Source organism: Salinibacterium sp. dk2585, from assembly GCF_008001035.1.
GTDB lineage: Bacteria > Actinomycetota > Actinomycetes > Actinomycetales > Microbacteriaceae > Homoserinimonas.
Window position 1 is genome coordinate 1,177,867 of sequence record NZ_CP042856.1, and the last position, 16,418, is coordinate 1,194,284.

The 16,418-nt window shown below is 66.9% G+C and carries 13 protein-coding genes; 10 read left to right on the plus strand and 3 right to left on the minus strand.

Annotated features, from left to right (window positions below):
• The first annotated feature begins 41 nt into the window (after positions 1-41).
• The 4 genes from FVA74_RS05540 to FVA74_RS05555 all read left to right on the plus strand — a co-directional run bounded on the left by FVA74_RS05540 (position 42) and on the right by FVA74_RS05555 (position 2,758).
• Positions 42-725 (plus strand): CDP-alcohol phosphatidyltransferase family protein, encoded by a 684-nt coding sequence (locus FVA74_RS05540; protein WP_240792323.1) that lies wholly within the window; start codon positions 42-44, stop codon positions 723-725.
• An 18-nt stretch (positions 726-743) separates the two neighbouring features.
• Positions 744-1,298 carry an FHA domain-containing protein gene (locus tag FVA74_RS05545; RefSeq protein ID WP_147721058.1) on the plus strand — a complete coding sequence of 185 codons (555 nt, stop codon included), beginning with the start codon at positions 744-746 and terminating at the stop codon, positions 1,296-1,298.
• 80 nt (positions 1,299-1,378) lie between these two features.
• Positions 1,379-2,026, plus strand: a complete 648-nt coding sequence (locus FVA74_RS05550) for a MerR family transcriptional regulator (protein WP_240792345.1) — start codon at positions 1,379-1,381, stop codon at positions 2,024-2,026.
• A gap of 183 nt (positions 2,027-2,209) precedes the next feature.
• Positions 2,210-2,758, plus strand: coding sequence for a MerR family transcriptional regulator (locus FVA74_RS05555; protein ID WP_147721062.1), 549 nt, complete (start codon positions 2,210-2,212; stop codon positions 2,756-2,758).
• Positions 2,759-2,884: 126 nt separating this feature from the next.
• Here FVA74_RS05555 and FVA74_RS05560 read toward each other — a convergent pair whose 3' ends face one another.
• Entirely contained in the window at positions 2,885-3,673 is a 789-nt protein-coding gene (locus FVA74_RS05560) for a ParA family protein (protein WP_147721064.1), read from the minus strand.
• Between the two features lie 122 nt (positions 3,674-3,795).
• Here FVA74_RS05560 and FVA74_RS05565 point away from each other — a divergent pair, with 122 nt between their 5' ends.
• The 3 genes from FVA74_RS05565 to FVA74_RS05575 are packed head-to-tail and all read left to right on the plus strand — an operon-like array spanning position 3,796 to position 9,123.
• Positions 3,796-7,200 carry a pyruvate carboxylase gene (locus tag FVA74_RS05565; protein ID WP_147721066.1) on the plus strand — a complete coding sequence of 1,135 codons (3,405 nt, stop codon included), beginning with the start codon at positions 3,796-3,798 and terminating at the stop codon, positions 7,198-7,200.
• A gap of 47 nt (positions 7,201-7,247) precedes the next feature.
• Complete coding sequence (locus FVA74_RS05570; RefSeq protein WP_370454526.1) at positions 7,248-8,615, plus strand: AAA family ATPase; 1,368 nt, start codon at positions 7,248-7,250, stop codon at positions 8,613-8,615.
• A 19-nt stretch (positions 8,616-8,634) separates the two neighbouring features.
• Positions 8,635-9,123 carry a peptide deformylase gene (locus tag FVA74_RS05575; protein ID WP_147721068.1) on the plus strand — a complete coding sequence of 163 codons (489 nt, stop codon included), beginning with the start codon at positions 8,635-8,637 and terminating at the stop codon, positions 9,121-9,123.
• Between the two features lie 88 nt (positions 9,124-9,211).
• Here the strand turns inward: FVA74_RS05575 and FVA74_RS05580 are convergent, their stop codons facing one another.
• Complete coding sequence (locus FVA74_RS05580; protein ID WP_147721070.1) at positions 9,212-11,038, minus strand: long-chain fatty acid--CoA ligase; 1,827 nt, start codon at positions 11,036-11,038, stop codon at positions 9,212-9,214.
• A 186-nt stretch (positions 11,039-11,224) separates the two neighbouring features.
• Here FVA74_RS05580 and FVA74_RS05585 point away from each other — a divergent pair, with 186 nt between their 5' ends.
• The 3 genes from FVA74_RS05585 to FVA74_RS05595 all read left to right on the plus strand — a co-directional run bounded on the left by FVA74_RS05585 (position 11,225) and on the right by FVA74_RS05595 (position 14,360).
• A complete protein-coding gene (locus FVA74_RS05585) occupies positions 11,225-12,172 on the plus strand; it encodes an ROK family glucokinase (protein ID WP_147721072.1) in 948 nt (315 codons plus the stop codon).
• Between the two features lie 32 nt (positions 12,173-12,204).
• Positions 12,205-12,894 carry a 1-acyl-sn-glycerol-3-phosphate acyltransferase gene (locus FVA74_RS05590; protein ID WP_147721074.1) on the plus strand — a complete coding sequence of 230 codons (690 nt, stop codon included), beginning with the start codon at positions 12,205-12,207 and terminating at the stop codon, positions 12,892-12,894.
• 137 nt (positions 12,895-13,031) lie between these two features.
• Positions 13,032-14,360: a class II 3-deoxy-7-phosphoheptulonate synthase gene (locus FVA74_RS05595; protein WP_147723085.1), complete on the plus strand. Its 1,329-nt coding sequence runs from the start codon at positions 13,032-13,034 to the stop codon at positions 14,358-14,360.
• An 80-nt stretch (positions 14,361-14,440) separates the two neighbouring features.
• On the opposite strand, the gene pknB is transcribed toward FVA74_RS05595, so the two are convergent.
• Entirely contained in the window at positions 14,441-16,381 is a 1,941-nt protein-coding gene (gene pknB, locus FVA74_RS05600) for a Stk1 family PASTA domain-containing Ser/Thr kinase (RefSeq protein ID WP_147721076.1), read from the minus strand.
• Positions 16,382-16,418 lie beyond the last annotated feature (37 nt).

A 16,418-nucleotide genomic window follows, 5' to 3' on the forward strand; every position in this document is an offset into this window, starting at 1 on the left:
CTCCGGGGGCCTGAGCGTCCCCGGCTGTTCGCTGGCGTGCCGTGGCATCCGTCGCCCCGCGCGCGCCCGCCCTGCCCATGCCGCCCGCACTCGATAGACTCGGGGCTGTGGAGGATGTGTCGAGCGGTTCCGTCTCGGGTCGCGTGTTCACGGTCCCCAATGTGCTGAGCATGCTGCGCCTGCTCATGGTGCCGGTCTTTCTCGTGTTCGTCGCCCGCGGTGACGACGTCGCGGCACTCATCGTCCTGGCGATCTCGAGCATCACCGACTACCTCGACGGCGTCATCGCGCGCCGCTTCAACCAGATGACGAAGCTGGGCCAGATCCTCGATCCGGCGGCCGATCGGCTCTTCATCTTCGCCGCGCTCCTCGGGCTCGCGCTCAGGGACGTGCTGCCGTGGTGGCTCGTCGCCGTCGTCGTGGCTCGCGACGTCTTCCTGCTGGCGGTGGGCGTCGTGCTCGCCAACCACGGCTATGGGCCACTGCCCGTGCATCACATGGGCAAGCTCGCCACGTTCTGCCTGCTCTACGCCTTCCCCCTCCTGATGCTGGGGCAGGCGATCCCAGTGGCCGCACCCATCGCTGACCCGCTCGGCTGGGCGTTCGGGCTGTGGGGCGCGTTCATCTACTGGTGGGCGGCCGTCATCTACGCCCGGCAGGCCGCCCGGCTTGCGGCAAATTCGACTCCCGACGAGTTGCCGGAATCCGATACGCTGGGACGCTAACGAGCTAGGGAGGTTCACATGGTCGATTCGACGTCGTCGCCGCATGACCCGAAGGCCGGTCGTCCCGCTCCCTCGCCCGAGGTGCGGCCCGAGCCTGTCTCGAGTGACACGGTGGCCGTCACGCCGCAACAGCGTGACGCCAGTACGGTCGACACGACCGCGCACTTCGGACCCGAGTTCGAGTCCCAGCTGGCTGCCCTGAGCGGGGATGTCACGCCGGAGGAACTCGAGGCAGTCGGTGCGCTCCCGTCGCGCTCCGCGCTCCTGATCGTCAGGCGCGGCCCCAACATCGGCGCCCGCTTCCTGCTCGACTCCGACCTCACGACCGTCGGTCGTCATCCGGATGCCGACATCTTCCTCGACGACGTCACGGTGTCGCGCAAGCATTCACAGTTCGTGCGCACGGGCACCTCGTTCGAGATCCGTGACCTGGGCTCGCTCAACGGCACCTATTTCGACGGGGTGCGTGTCGATTCCGCCGTGCTGACGGATGGCTCGGAGGTCCAGATCGGCAAGTTCCGGCTCACCTTCTACGCCTCGCGCGTCGACCTCGCGTCGCGGGCGGGGAGCTAGTGGCCCGGGCCGCGGCCCAGGTCAAGGTCCTTCCCGAGGCGCAGGGGGCGCTCACCGGTTCCTCCGCCCCGCTCCTCAGCATCGGGCAGGTCCTGGCCCGCCTGACCTCAGAGTTTCCCGACCTCACGCCGTCGAAGCTGCGCTTCCTCGAGGAGCGGCGACTCGTCTCGCCAGCCCGCACCGAATCGGGCTACCGCAAGTTCTCGCACGACGACGTCGAGCGTCTTCGCCTCGTGCTGACGATGCAGCGCGACCACTACCTGCCGCTCAAGGTCATCAAGGGTTACCTCGACGACCTCGACGCGGGGCGCCAGCCCGAACTTCCGGGCGTGCCGGGCAGTTCGGCACCCTCCATGCTCTCGACCGAGCGTCGCTTCAGCCGTGAGGAGATCATCCGCGAGGCCGGCGCAACACCCCAGCTGCTCTCCGACGCCGTGTCGTCGTCACTCATCGTCGCGGCAGACGTCTACGGGGAAGATGCGCTCCGAGTGCTCACGGCACTCGTGGAACTCAAGCGTTCTGGCATCGAGCCGCGCCACCTCAGGGGGTTCCGCGCCGCCGCAGAGCGTGAGCTGGGCCTCATCGAGAGTGCGCTCATGCCTGTGTCGCGACGCAAAGATGCCTCCAGTCGGGCGAAAGCGAGCGAACTCGCTCGCGAGATCGCGGGACAGCTCGAGGTCGTGCGCAGCAGCCTCATTCGCGGTGCGCTTTCGCGTCTCGACCCGTAAGCTGGGGGCAGCGCATCCGCCTCCGCGGCGACACGCCGCGGGTGACACGGCTCAATGCCGAGCAATCACCCTGAGTGCTCGTAGCGTTGGTGCAAGATGAACTTCAACCTCACGTTGAAAGTTCATCCGCCGCCGTCACGGCGGCATGAAGCATCCAAGACCCACCGTGGAAGGCACAGCGAGATGAGCGAACTCAGCAATCGGAACGAAGAGTCTCGCTACGACCTCGGGCTCCTCTTCACCGATGGTCTCCCCGACCTCGACGACGCCTCCGGCTATCGCGGTGCCGTTGCGGCTCGCGCCGCCGGTATCAGCTACCGCCAGCTCGACTACTGGGCCCGCACCGAGCTCGTGCAGCCGACCGTTCGTGGCGCCGCCGGCTCGGGATCACAGCGTCTCTACGGTTTCCGCGACATCCTCGTGCTCAAGCTCGTCAAGCGACTCCTTGACACGGGCATCTCGCTCCAGCAGATCCGCACGGCGGTCAACCAGCTGCGCGAGGCCGGGGTCAACGACCTCGCCCAGACGACCCTCATGAGCGACGGTGCGAGCGTGTATCTCTGCACCTCGAACGACGAGGTCATCGACCTCGTGAACCGCGGCCAGGGCGTCTTCGGCATCGCCGTCGGCAAGGTGCTGCGCGAGGTCGAGACGAGCCTCGTGGAGCTCGAGACCGACAAGCCGGAGGCGATGGACGAGCTCGCGGCGCGCCGCGCCACCAAAGCCTCCTGACGCTACGCAAGCCGCAGGTGAAGTAGCGCGGTTCGCTTGCTGGCAATCGCGCCAGCGATTGCGCGAACCGCGTCGACCGAGCCTGCGCGGGAGGGGACCAGGGCCGTATCGAAACCCCGCCGCGAGTCAGACCAGGCCGGCGGTGCGCATGATGCGCTCAAGCAGTTGGTCGAAGTTCCGCGCCATCTCCTGCGCGCTCTCGCCGGGCCACATGTGGAGCGGCTTGGCGGCTCCCTGGGCCTGCTGCAACGAGGTGCGCTCTGGCAGCTGGGGGCTCAGCACGAGGGGACCGAACATGTCCCGCAGCTCCTTGATGCGGAACTGGTGCTCCAGCGACTGCACGCGGGCGCGGTTGACGATGATGCCGAGCGGCTGCAGCCGGGGGCTCAGGCCGCGTCGAATCTCCTCGATGGCGCGGAGCGCCCTGTCGGCGGCCGCGACCGAGAAGAGGCCGGGTTCCGTCACGACGGCCACGCGATCGCTCGCGGCCCACGCCGTCCTGGTCAGGGCATTGAGTGAGGGGGCGCAGTCGATCAGCACGAGGTCGTAGTCGTCCTCGACGTTTGCGAGTGCCTCCTCGAGCTTCCAGATGTCCCGGATGCTGGGGTGTGGCCCGTCGAAGTTGATGGCGGAGGGGCTGCCGATCAAGACGTCGATCTTGCCGGGGCGACCCTTGGTCCAGCCGCTCGGCGCGATCGCCTGCCTGACGATCTTTTCCTTGGGGGAGGCGAGCACATCGGCGATGTTGAGGCGGCCGACGACGTTGATGTCCATGCCGGTCGAGACATCAGACTGGGGGTCGAGGTCGACGACGAGGGTGCGCAGTCCCTTGGCGAATGCCGCAGACGCGAGGCCAAGCGTGACAGTGGTCTTTCCGACGCCTCCCTTGAGAGAGCTCACGCTGAGTACATGCACAAGAGCAGACTCTACCTTCAGTAGTCTGGACGCATCCACTACCGACGCTCCGGCATGTTTCGTGTGTCTGCGCTCGGTCGTGATCGGGTGCAATGCCGCACGGGTGCGGCGAAAGGGGCAGGATGTTCTCCAAGATTCTCGTGGCCAACCGTGGCGAAATTGCTATCAGGGCCTTCAGAGCGGCCTACGAGTTGGGGGCGCGCACGGTCGCGGTCTTCCCCTACGAGGACAGGGGCTCGCTTCACCGGCAGAAGGCTGACGAGGCCTACCTGATCGGCGAGAAGGGGCATCCGGTTCGCGCCTATCTCGATGTCTCGGAGATCATTCGCGTCGCGAAGCTGAGTGGCGCCGACGCGATCTACCCGGGCTACGGCTTCCTCTCCGAGAACCCTGAGCTGGCGCGCGAGGCGGCGGCCGCGGGCATCACCTTCATCGGCCCTGGCGACAGCGTGCTGGAGATGGCGGGCAACAAGGTCACCGCCAAGGAGTATGCGATCGCTGCTGGCGTGCCTGTGCTGGCCTCGTCGCCTGCGACGACCGACATCGATGTGCTCGTCGCTGCGGCTGACGAGATCGGCTTCCCCGTCTTCGCCAAGGCGGTCGCGGGTGGCGGTGGCCGCGGCATGCGCCGTGTCAACACGCGCGAGGAGCTTCGGCCAGCGCTCGAAGAGGCGATGCGCGAGGCAGACAGCGCCTTCGGCGACCCCACGATGTTCGTCGAGCAGGCCGTGCTGCGGCCGCGCCACATCGAGGTGCAGATCCTGGCTGACACGACGGGTGAGACGGTGCACCTCTTCGAGCGTGACTGCTCGATCCAGCGCCGCAACCAGAAGGTCGTCGAGATCGCCCCGGCCCCCAACCTTGACGAGGCCACGAGGCAGGCGCTCTACCGCGACGCGGTCGCGTTCGCGAAGTCGATCGGCTACGTCAACGCGGGCACGGTCGAGTTCCTGCTCGACACCGAGGGGGAGCGCGCAGGCCAGCACGTCTTCATCGAGATGAACCCGCGCATCCAGGTTGAGCACACCGTCACCGAGGAGGTCACGGATGTCGACCTCGTGCAGGCGCAGATGCGCATCGCCGCGGGGGAGACCCTCGAGCAGCTGAAGCTCACGCAGGGCGAGCTGCGACTCCACGGTTCGGCGCTCCAGTGCCGCATCACGACGGAGGACCCGACGCAGGGCTTCCGCCCCGACACGGGCAAGATCACGACCTACCGTTCGCCCGGTGGTGGCGGCATCCGCCTCGACGGCGGCACGGTCGCGACGGGCTCCGAGATCAGCCCCCACTTCGACTCCATGCTCGTCAAGATGACGTGCCGCGGCCGTGACTTCGGGGCGGCGGTAGGCCGTGCGCGCCGCGGTCTCGCGGAGTTCCGCATCCGTGGTGTCTCCACCAACATCCCCTTCATCCAGGCGGTGCTGGAGGACCCCGAGTTCATCGCCGGCGACATCAGCACGGCGTTCATCGATACGCGCCCGCACCTTCTGCACGCCCACCCCTCGCGCGACCGCGGCACCAAGATCCTCAACTGGCTCGCGGATGTCACGGTCAACCAGCCGAACGGAGCGGCCCCCGTCGCATCCGCCCCCATTGTCAAGCTTCCGAGCATCGACCTCACGCAGCAGCCGCCGGCGGGTTCGCGCCAGCGACTGCTCGAGCTCGGCCCGAAGGGGTTCGCGACCGCGCTGCGGGAGCAGAAGGCGCTTGCCGTCACCGAGACGACCTTCCGCGACGCACACCAGTCGCTGCTCGCGACGCGCGTGCGCACGCGCGATCTCGTGGCGGTCGCCCCCCACGTGGCACGCCTCACACCCGAGCTGCTCTCGGTTGAGGCTTGGGGCGGCGCGACCTACGACGTGGCCCTCCGCTTCCTCGGCGAGGACCCGTGGGAGCGCCTGGAGGCCCTCCGTGAGGCCCTGCCGAACGTTGCGATCCAGATGCTGCTGCGCGGGCGAAACACGGTCGGCTACACGCCCTACCCGACTGAGGTGACGGATGCCTTCGTGCGCGAGGCCGCCGCGACCGGCGTCGACATCTTCCGCATCTTCGACGCCCTCAACGACGTCTCCCAGATGCGGCCGGCGATCGACGCCGTGCTCGAGACGGGCACGACGCTCGCCGAGGTCGCCCTCTGCTACACGGGCGATCTGCTCGACCCGGCGGAAGACCTCTACACGCTCGACTACTACCTCCGCCTCGCTGAGCAGATCGTCGAGTCCGGCGCGCACATCCTCGCGATCAAGGACATGGCCGGGCTGCTTCGCGCGGGTGCCGCCGAGACTCTCGTGACGGCGCTTCGCGATCGCTTCGACCTTCCCGTGCACGTGCACACGCACGACACGGCGGGCGGCCAGCTCGCAACGCTGCTCGCAGCCGCGAGGGCCGGCGCAGATGCGGTGGATGTGGCATCCGCCCCCATGGCGGGCACGACGAGCCAGCCCTCGATGTCGGCCCTCGTCGCGGCACTGTCGCATACGGACCGCGATACGGGCCTCTCGCTCTCGAACGTCTCGGATCTCGAGCCGTACTGGGAGGCGGTGCGCGAGGTCTACGCGCCCTTCGAGTCGGGCCTCGCCGGCCCGACCGGCCGCGTGTACCACCACGAGATTCCGGGTGGCCAGCTCAGCAACCTGCGCCAGCAGGCGATTGCACTCGGCCTCGGCGACCAGTTCGAGCGCATCGAAGACGCTTACGCCGCGGCCAATGCCATGCTCGGGCGTCCGCCCAAGGTCACGCCCTCGTCAAAGGTCGTCGGAGACCTTGCGCTCGCCTTGGTCGCGGCCGACGCAGACCCCGCCGACTTCGAGGCGAACCCGCAGAAGTACGACATCCCCGACTCTGTCATCGGCTTCATGGCCGGCGAACTGGGCGACCTGCCCGGTGGATGGCCGGAGCCCTTCCGCAGCCGGGTGCTCGAGGGTCGCACCGTGCGTGTCGGCCTGACCGATATTTCCGAGGACGATTCAACCGCACTCGAGGGCTCTTCTGAGGAACGTCGCCAGGCACTCAACCGCCTGCTGTTCCCGGCCCCCGCCGCGCAGTTTGCGGAGGTGCGCGAGCAGTACGGTGACCTCTCCATCGTCGACACGGTCGACTACCTCTACGGTCTCCGGCAAGGCGAGGAGCACATCGTCGAGATGGAACGCGGCGTGAGCCTCTATGTCGGGCTTGAGGCGATCGGCGACGCGGACGACAAGGGCATGCGCACCGTCATGGCGACCATGAACGGCCAGCTCCGCCCGGTCTTCGTCCGCGACCGCAGCATCAAGGTCGAGACGCGCGCAACCGAGAAGGCGGATGCCTCCAAGCCCGGGCATGTCGCGGCGCCCTTCGCGGGCGTGGTCACCCTCCAGATCGAGGAGGGTGCAACCGTGCAGGCGGGCCAGTCCGTCGCCACGATCGAGGCCATGAAGATGGAAGCGTCGATCACGGCCGGCATCTCGGGCACCGTGCAGCGGCTTGCCGTCAAGGCCACATCTCCCGTGGAGGGCGGTGACCTGCTGCTCGAGATCGTCGCCGACTGAGCCTTTGGTAGGCTCGATCGTTGGTCTCAGGCGAAAGGAATGCTTCTGTGGCGGTCAAGCGCGGTGCATCAGGCGATGCTGACGACGCGACCCGTGGGCGCGAATTCGCTGGGGAACAGGAGGGCGCGTCTGATCTTGCAGACACCGTGCTGTTGGAAGACGGCGGCGAGGACCTCGCCGCCGACGTGCCGCCCAGCCTGACGGTGAGCGTCGACCTTCCGGCCCCGGTGCGCACGGTTCCCGAAGACGAGATGGCGGTGAGGATCTCCGACGAGCCGGTGAGTCCTGGGCTCCTAGCGGGCGTGGACGCGAGCAACCTCTCGATCAGCGTCGATCCGGGGCTCTTCGAAGCGGCCGACGACGATGGGGTGGACGACGCCGTGGACGTGCTGCCGCTGCCAGCGCGCGAGGAACGGTCCTCCGATAGCCAGAGCAGGCGCGACCGTCTCCGCGGGGAGGTGTCGATGTCGCCTGAGTCGGCAAGCATGCTGACCGCCGATCGCCTCATCGACGTCAAGAAGCGCCGCCGGCCCGCACCCGAGGGTGCGTGGCAGTCGTTCGTCTACACCGCGACACTGCACCTCGTGAACCTCGGCGATTCACCGAAGGCACGCCAGCGCAAGGAACTCGAGGCGCGCATCGACAAGCAGTTCGAGGGCGGAACGCGCTTCGTGCCCGTGCTCACGCGCAAGGGCGGAGTCGGCAAGACGACCGTCACGGCGCTGCTGGGCATGGCGCTCTCCGATGTGCGTGAGGATCGCATCATCGCGATCGATGCCAACCCCGACAGGGGAACGCTCGCCGAACGCATCAACAAGCAGACCAGGTCGACCGTTCGCGATGTCGTCACCCAGGCGGCGTCGATCACGAGCTTCAACGACTTCTCGATGATGGTCTCGCGCGATGACACCCGGCTCGATATCCTCGCCTCCGACACCGATCCGCTGCTCTCAGAGGCCTTCGACGAGAACGACTACAACGTGGTCGCCGATCTCGCAGCGAGGTTCTACTCGATCGCCCTGACCGACTGCGGCACGGGCATCGTCCACTCCGTCATGCGCGCGACGCTCCAGCGCGCGGACTCGATCGTCATCGTCTCGGGTGGCAGCGTCGACGAGGCCCGCCTCGCATCCGAGACGCTCACCTGGCTCGAGTCCAACGGCTATTCCGAGCTCGTGCGCAATGCGGTTGTCGTCATCAACACGGCGACCCAGGGCACCAACCTCATCAAGCTCGACGAGATCGAGTCCCACTTCCAGTCTCGCGTCCGCGAGATCGTCCGAATCCCCTACGACCCGCAGCTCGCTGCCGGCTCCGTCATCGACTACGCAACGCTCAAGCCCCTGACCCGCGACGCCGCCCGGCGGCTCGCCGCGCTCGTCATGGACGGTCTTCCTGTGCGTCGCGGCAGCTGACGCCCACCTGGAGAACCACATGACCGTACGACAGATCAGGATCTTCGGAGACCCCGTGCTCAAGACGGTGTCTGACCCCGTCGGCCCCGGCGTCGACGTGACCGGCCTCGTGGAGGACCTCATCGACTCTGTCAAGGTTCCGGGGCGCGCGGGCGTCGCCGCGCCGCAGATCGGCGTGAACCTGCGCGTGTTCAGCTACAACGTCGACGGACGCATCGGTTACGTCATCAACCCCGAGCTGCTCGAGGTCTCGGGTGAACCCGAGCTCGTTGACGAGGGCTGCCTCTCAGTGCCGGGGCTCTACTTCAAGCGCCGTCGCTACCCCTTCGCGAAGGTGCGCGGTGTCGACCTCGAAGGCAAGCCCGTCGAGCTCAGCGGCACGGGAACGATGGCGCAGGCCCTGCAGCACGAGACCGATCACCTGAACGGCGAGCTCTACATCGACGGGCTCGATAAGGACACCAAGCGCGAGGCCATGCGCGCCATCCGCGAGTCGGATTGGTTCTAGGCGGGCACATCCGCTCTCTCCACGAGCCTTCCGAAGCGACGAGGGGCCCGCATGCCAGGCATGCGGGCCCCTCGTATTGCTAGGTGTATCAGCCGCTGACCGAGATGCCCTCGGTTGCGGGGGTGCCGCTGTACATGCTCTCGATGACATCGGCGAAGTCGGCGATCACGCGGTCGCGCTTGACCGACAGCTTCGGCGTGAGGTGACCGCTCGCCTCCGTGAGCTCGCGATCGAGGATCGTGAACTTGCGGATGGACTCGGCACGCGAGACGGTCGCGTTGGCCGCGTCGATCGCACCCTGGACCTCGGCGATGACCTTCGGGTTCTTCGCCGCCTGCGCCGCGTTCATCGTGGCGTCTTCACCGGCGTTGTTGAGCCAGACCGGGAGCATCTCCTCGTCGAGCGTGATGAGCGCCGAGACGAAGGGCTTCTGGTCGCCGACCACGACGACCTGGCCCACGATCGGGTTGGCCCGGATCGGGTCTTCGAGCGCGGCGGGAGCGACGTTCTTGCCGCCGGCCGTCACGATGATCTCCTTCTTGCGGCCCGTGATGACGAGGTAACCGTCGGCATCGATCTCGCCGATGTCACCGGTCTTGAACCATTCGCCGTCGAACGACTCGGCCGTCGCGGCGTCGTTGTTCCAGTAGCCGGGGAACACGCTGACGCCCTTGGCCTGCACCTCTCCGTCATCACTGATGCGGATGGAGTTGCCGGGCACGGCCGGTCCGACCGTGCCGATCTTGAACTTCTTGACGAGGTTGACCGTCACGGGCGCGGTCGTCTCGGTCAAGCCGTACCCCTCGAGGATCGTGAGGCCGAGGGCGCGGTAGAAGTGCCCGAGCCGCAGTCCAAGGGGAGCGGAGCCGGAGACGGCGTACTCCACGCGGCCACCCATTGCCGCACGCAGCTTCGAGAGCACGAGCGTGTCGAGCACCTTGAACTTGAGCTTGAGCCCGAGCGGGATGCGACCGGTGTCGAGTGCCTTCGAGTACTCGATGGCCGTTGCAGCGGCGGCGTGGAAGATCTTGCCCTTGCCGCCTGCCTCAGCCTTCTGCTCGGAGGCGTTGTAGACCTTCTCGAAGACGCGGGGAACCGCGAGGAGGAAGGTCGGCTTGAAGCTTCCAAGCGCCTGCAGCAGCTTCTTGGTGTCTGGCTCGTGGCCCACCTTCACACCGCCGTGGATGCTCAGCACCGAGATGAAGCGTGCGAAGACGTGGGCGAGGGTGATGAACAGCACGGTGCTCGAGTTGTCGTGCATAACCTCGGGCATGTTGAGGCGGCTGTTGCGCGCGAGCTCGTAGAAGTTCGCGTGGTTGAGCCGAACGCCCTTGGGCTTGCCGGTGGTGCCTGAGGTGTAGATGATCGTCGCGATGTCGCCTGCCTTGGCGATCGAGCGGCGGCGCTCGATCTCCTCGTCGGTGACGGCGGAGCCAGAGGCGGAGAGCTTGTCGATGTCGCCGAGGTCGATCTGCCACACGCTGCGAACCTGGGGGAGGTCCGCGCGCACCTCGTCGAAGCGTGCGAAGTGGTCTGGCGTCTCACCGAAGAACGCGACGGCGTTCGAGTCGGAGAGGTACCACTGGATCTGCGCAGGCGCGGAGGTCTCGTAGATGGGCACGAGCATCGCACCCGCATACCAGGCGGCGAAGTCGATGAGGCTCCACTCATAGCGGGTCTTCGCCATCAGGGCGATGCGGTCGCCCGGCTCGATGCCGGCCGCGACGAAGCCCTTCGCGAGAGCGATCACCTGGCGCTCGAACTCGCGCGACGAGATGTCCTTCCACGAGCCGTCGGGCTGGGGAATGGCAAAGAGGGCTTTGTCTGGTGTCTGCTTCACCCGCTCAACCAATAGGTCGGTGGTGTTCGCGTTCGGATCTGCCTCAACCAATGCGGGCACGCTGTACTCTTTCACGGCAACTCCTTCGGTACCTCAGAGGGTGCGGGTATTCGATATACCCTACTCGCAGCGGGCTCCCAGTCTCGATGCCGTTGTCGAATCTCTACACTGGACAGAACGCATCAGCGAACACTGTTATCGCGCATCGCACCGTGGGCTGCGAGCGTCGTCCACCCTCGGCCCTTAAAGTGAGGATTCTCGATGCACGCAGTCGGAATTGACATTGGTGGCACCAAGATCGCGGGAGCACTCGTCGCTGAAGACGGCACGATCCTGCGCTCCGAACGCTCGCCGACGCCAGCCGGCAGCCCCGCCGCGATCGTCGAGGTCGTCGTCGGCATGATCACACGCCTTTCGGAAGGCCACGACGTCATGGCCGCCGGCGTCGCGGCGGCGGGCTTCATCGACGAGCAGCAGTCGACCGTGTATTACGCGCCCAACATCAACTGGCGAAACGAGCCGTTCCGCGACCGCCTCATGGCCGAGCTCGACCTTGACGTCACGATCGACAACGACGCGAATGCCGCGGGATGGGCAGAGTTTCGCTTCGGCGCGGGTCGCGGTGTCGACGACATGACGATGCTCACGATCGGCACGGGTGTCGGGGGAGCGGTTGTCGCGGGCGGACAGCTGGTGCGCGGCGGTTTCGGGGCGGGCGCGGAGCTCGGCCACCTGCGGGTGGTGCCCGGTGGCCTCCCGTGCGGTTGCGGGGCCCGCGGATGCATCGAGCAATACGGTTCGGGGCGCGCGCTCCTGCGCATGGCGAATGAGATCGCCGACGTGGGCGGAATCGGCTTGCGCCTTGCCGAGATTCGCGAGCACAATGGCACACTCCGCGGCGAGGACGTGGCCGAGCTGATCGCCGCCGATGACCCCGGCGCCGTGCAGGCGCTCCGGGAGTTGGGCGGCTGGCTTGGCCAGGCCTGCGCGTCGCTTGGTGCCGTGCTCGATCCGCGGCTCTTCGTCTTCGGCGGCGGCGTCGCTGCCGCGGGGGAGCTGCTGCTGGCGCCAATCCGCGAGACGTACCTCGCGCATCTGCCTGCTCGCGGCTATCATCCCGAGCCGAGGTTCGTCACGGCGCAGCTCGTCAACGATGCTGGCGTCGTGGGCGCGGCCGACCTTGCCCGGCTGCACTTCCGCTCGCGCTAGAGTGTTCGAGCCACTGCAGTAGAGAGGTCTCGATGTTCTATTGGTTCATGAAGAACCTGGTCGCAGGCCCGATCCTGCGCACCGTGTTCAGGCCGTGGGTGGTTGGGCACGAGAACATCCCCAAGACGGGCGGCGTGATCCTCGCAAGCAATCACCTTTCTGTCATCGACTCGGTCTTCCTGCCGCTTGTCATGGATCGGCGCATCAGCTTCCTCGCCAAGAGTGACTACTACACCGCCAAGGGCCTCAAGGGCTGGGCGATCAAGAACTTCCTGACGGCAACGGGGATGCTGCCCATCGACCGCTCGGGCGGCAAGGCGAGCGAGGCATCCCTCAATACTGGCCTCGGCGTGCTGGCGAGGGGCGAGGTGCTCGGCATCTACCCCGAAGGCACCCGCAGCCCTGACGGCAAGCTCTATCGCGGTCGCACGGGCGTCGCCCGCATGATCCTCGAGGGCGGAGTGCCTGTCGTGCCCGTCGTCATGGTCGACACCGAGAAGGTCATGCCGATCGGCACCAGAATCCCCAAGGTGCGCCGGGTCGGCGTGATCATCGGCAAGCCTCTCGATTTCTCTCGTTTCGAGGGCATGGAGGGTGATCGCTTCATCCTGAGGTCGATCACCGACGAGATCATCTACGAACTGATGCGCCTGGGCGAACAGGAGTATTCAGACGTGTACGCGTCGTCGGTCAAGGAGAAGCGCGGCTCCCTCAGTCGCTGACGTGCACGGCGCCGCCCACGACGTCCAGTAAACTTGCCGCAACTGGGCAGGGACGCCCGGCATTTCATTGTTCACCCGAATAGGAACCAGCCGTGGCCAAGTCGTCTGAAGAACCCGTCGTGCAAGCAGATCCTTCAGTGCTCACAGGCCTCGACTATTGGCGCACGCTTCCCATCAAGCAGCAGCCGCAGTGGCCCGATGCCGACGCGGTCGGCGCCGCCTCGGACGAGATCGCCTCGCTGCCGCCGCTCGTGTTCGCTGGCGAGGTCGACCAGCTGCGCACACGTCTGGCGGATGCCGCTGCGGGCAAGGCATTCCTGCTGCAGGGTGGTGACTGCGCCGAGACCTTCGCGGGTGCCACGGCCGACCAGATCCGCAACCGGGTCAAGACGATCCTCCAGATGGCGGTCGTGCTCACTTATGGCGCCTCGATGCCGATCGTCAAGATGGGGCGCATGGCGGGCCAGTTCGCCAAGCCGCGTTCGAGCGACACCGAGACCCGCGGCGATGTCACGCTTCCGGCCTACCGCGGGGACATCGTCAACGGCTACGACTTCACGCCTGAGTCGCGGGAGGCGGATCCCCGCCGCCTCGTGCAGGGGTACCACACCTCCGCGTCGACGCTGAACCTCATCCGCGCATTCACGCAGGGTGGCTTCGCCGACCTGCGCGAGGTGCACAGCTGGAACCGCGGCTTCGCCTCGAACCCGGCCAACAAGCGCTACGAGGCGCTCGCCCGCGAGATCGACAAGGCCATCCGGTTCATGGAGGCTGCGGGTGCCGACTTCGAGGAGCTCAAGCGCGTCGAGTTCTACTCGAGCCACGAGGGCCTCCTCATGGACTACGAGCGCCCCATGACGCGCATCGATTCGCGCACGGGCACGCCCTACAACACCTCGGCGCACTTCCTCTGGATCGGTGAGCGCACTCGCGACCTCGATGGTGCCCACATCGACTTCTTCTCGCGCCTTCGCAACCCGATCGGAATCAAGCTCGGTCCGAGCGTGACTGCGGATGAGATGAAGAGGATCATCGACAAGCTCGACCCGGAGCGCGAGCCAGGGCGACTCACCTTCATCACGCGCATGGGCGCTGGCAAGATCCGCGACGCCCTGCCGCCACTCCTCGAAGCGATCAAGGGCATGGATGCCAATCCGCTCTGGGTCACCGACCCCATGCACGGCAATGGGATCACGACGCCGACCGGCTACAAGACCCGCCGTTTCGACGATGTCATGGATGAGGTCAAGGGCTTCTTCGAGGCACATCGCGCCGCCGGCACGCACCCCGGCGGTATCCACATCGAGCTCACGGGCGACGACGTGACCGAGTGCCTGGGCGGTTCTGAGTTCATCGACGAGGCGACCCTTGCGACGCGCTACGAGTCGCTGTGCGACCCGCGACTCAACCACATGCAGTCGCTCGAACTTGCGTTCCTCGTCGCGGAGGAGCTCAGCGCCAGCTGATCTTTCCAGCTGATCAGTGATGGCGCTGTGTTCCTTATCGCGGGGAACTCAGCGCCGTCACTCTTGGTGCTGTGGCTTGCCTACAGGACTCGTAGCTTGAGCTGGACTGCGGAACCCTTGTCGACCATGCTTCCGGCCGCGGGATTCGCGCCAGTCACGGTAGCCACGTTGGCCAGTGGCGAGTTCGCAATCGTGCCGCTGAGCAGGTCGGCGAAGTCAACGGTGAGCCCCGCCCCTTCAAGAGCTGCCTTCGCGTCGGCCCAGAAATCGCCCTCCACGTCGGGCACGGCGACCTGCTCGATGCCCTTCGAGATGATCAGATCGACAGCGCCGCCCTCCGGGACTGTTGCCTGGCCCTGCGGCGCCTGCGCGCGGATGACGAGCCCGGCGGGGATCGTGTCGTTGTACTCCTCGACCGCCTCGACGCCCGTGAGTCCAGCCTCTGCGAGGAGGGCCTTCGCCTCCTCGACCGCCTGGCCGGAGACATCCGGAATAGGGCCGCGCGAGACGATCAGCGTGATCTCCTGCTGCTCGCCATAGGTCTCGCCCGGCACCAGGTCGACGTCTCCCGCGCCGAGCGCTTGGAGCACGGTGCCCGCTGCGGAGTCGGCATGGAAGACGTAGCGCGATGTTCCCGCTGTGAAGCGCGCATCGGCGATCGCCGTGAGGGCATCCGCCTCCGACAAGCCAACGAGGGTGGGGATCGGGAGCATCTCCGGTCCCAGCGAGACGATGAGGGTGACCGTCGAACCATGCTCGACAGCGCTGCCGACGGGCGGGTCGGTGCCAATGATCCTGTCAACGGGAACGGTGGGGCTGTGGGCCGTCGCGTTCTCAGCCGCGACCACGAGGTTCTGTGCCTCGAGCGCTTCAGCCGCGGCGGCCGGCTCGAGTCCGGCGACGTCGGGAACCGACACGCTCGCGCCCGGCCCTGCGCCGAAATACCAGCCAGCTCCCGCCGCGAGTCCCGCCAGCAGGAGCACGAGCGCAACGAGCCAACCGCCGCGCGACTTGCGCTTGGCGCTCTTCTCGGTGAGCGTGGCGACGTTCGGGCCGAGGTCGGCGTCTGGGCGTATGGGCTGCACGGGCGCGATGACCTGTGTCGCGTCGGTGCCGCCAACCGCCATGGGGAGCACCATGGTGTGCTGCATGGGCGTCGTGTCGTCGTTGCCCAGTCCCGAGAGGATCCTCTGCGTCTCGAGCAACTGGCTCAGCATGATGCCGGCGTCGCGGGGCCGCTGTTCGGGGTCGCGAGCGGTCGCCCAGAGCACGAGCTCGTCGAGTTCCGCGGGCACTCGCGGGTTGAGTGTGCTGGGAGTCGGCACGGTGTCATTCGCGTGCTGCTGAGCGACGTGGAAGGGTTGCTCGCCCTGGAAGGGCTGCTCGCCCGCGAGCATCTCGTAGAGCATGATGCCGATCGCGTAGATATCGCTTCGGGTGTCGGCGACACCGCGCGTGACGAGTTCGGGGGAGAGGTAGGCGACGGTTCCGAGCAGCGCGTTGCCGGTCGCAGTGGCGGCGGATGCGGCGCGCGCGAGCCCGAAGTCGCTGATCTTGATGCGTCCGTCGTCGGCGAGGAGCACGTTCTCGGGCTTGAGGTCACGGTGCACGATCCCGCTCCGGTGCGCCGCGGCGAGGCCGCTCAGCACGGCCTCCATGATGTCGAGTGCCTGTTCGGTCGTGAGTACGCGGTGGTCATTGAGGAGGTCGCGCAGCGTGATGCCGGGCAGGTACTCCATCACGAGGTAGGCGGTCTCGTCATCCTGACCCTGGTCGTAGACGTTGACGACGTTCGGGTGGGCGAGCCTCGCGGCAGACCTGGCCTCCTGGATGAATCGCAGGCGGTACTGCGAGTCATCCGCCAGGTGTGGGTGGATGACCTTGATGGCGACGCGCCGTTCGAGCCTCAGGTCGGTCGCGAGGTAGACGGTCGCCATGCCACCGCGGGCGATGCGTGAGCGCACCTGGTATCGGCCGTCGAGCAGACGTCCAATCATCGGGTCAGAACTCACAGTGCTCACCGCTCAAGTCTAGAGTTGGCATGCACGGTCGACCGGG

Bases quoted from the DNA above. Each gene is read 5' to 3' on its own strand.
- FVA74_RS05545 (WP_147721058.1), top strand. From the start codon at position 744: ATGGTCGATTCGACGTCGTCGCCGCATGACCCGAAGGCCGGTCGTCCC.
- FVA74_RS05590 (WP_147721074.1), top strand. From the start codon at position 12,205: ATGTTCTATTGGTTCATGAAGAACCTGGTCGCAGGCCCGATCCTGCGC.
- FVA74_RS05555 (WP_147721062.1), top strand. From the start codon at position 2,210: ATGAGCGAACTCAGCAATCGGAACGAAGAGTCTCGCTACGACCTCGGG.
- FVA74_RS05585 (WP_147721072.1), top strand. From the start codon at position 11,225: ATGCACGCAGTCGGAATTGACATTGGTGGCACCAAGATCGCGGGAGCA.
- FVA74_RS05565 (WP_147721066.1), top strand. From the start codon at position 3,796: ATGTTCTCCAAGATTCTCGTGGCCAACCGTGGCGAAATTGCTATCAGG.
- FVA74_RS05575 (WP_147721068.1), top strand. From the start codon at position 8,635: ATGACCGTACGACAGATCAGGATCTTCGGAGACCCCGTGCTCAAGACG.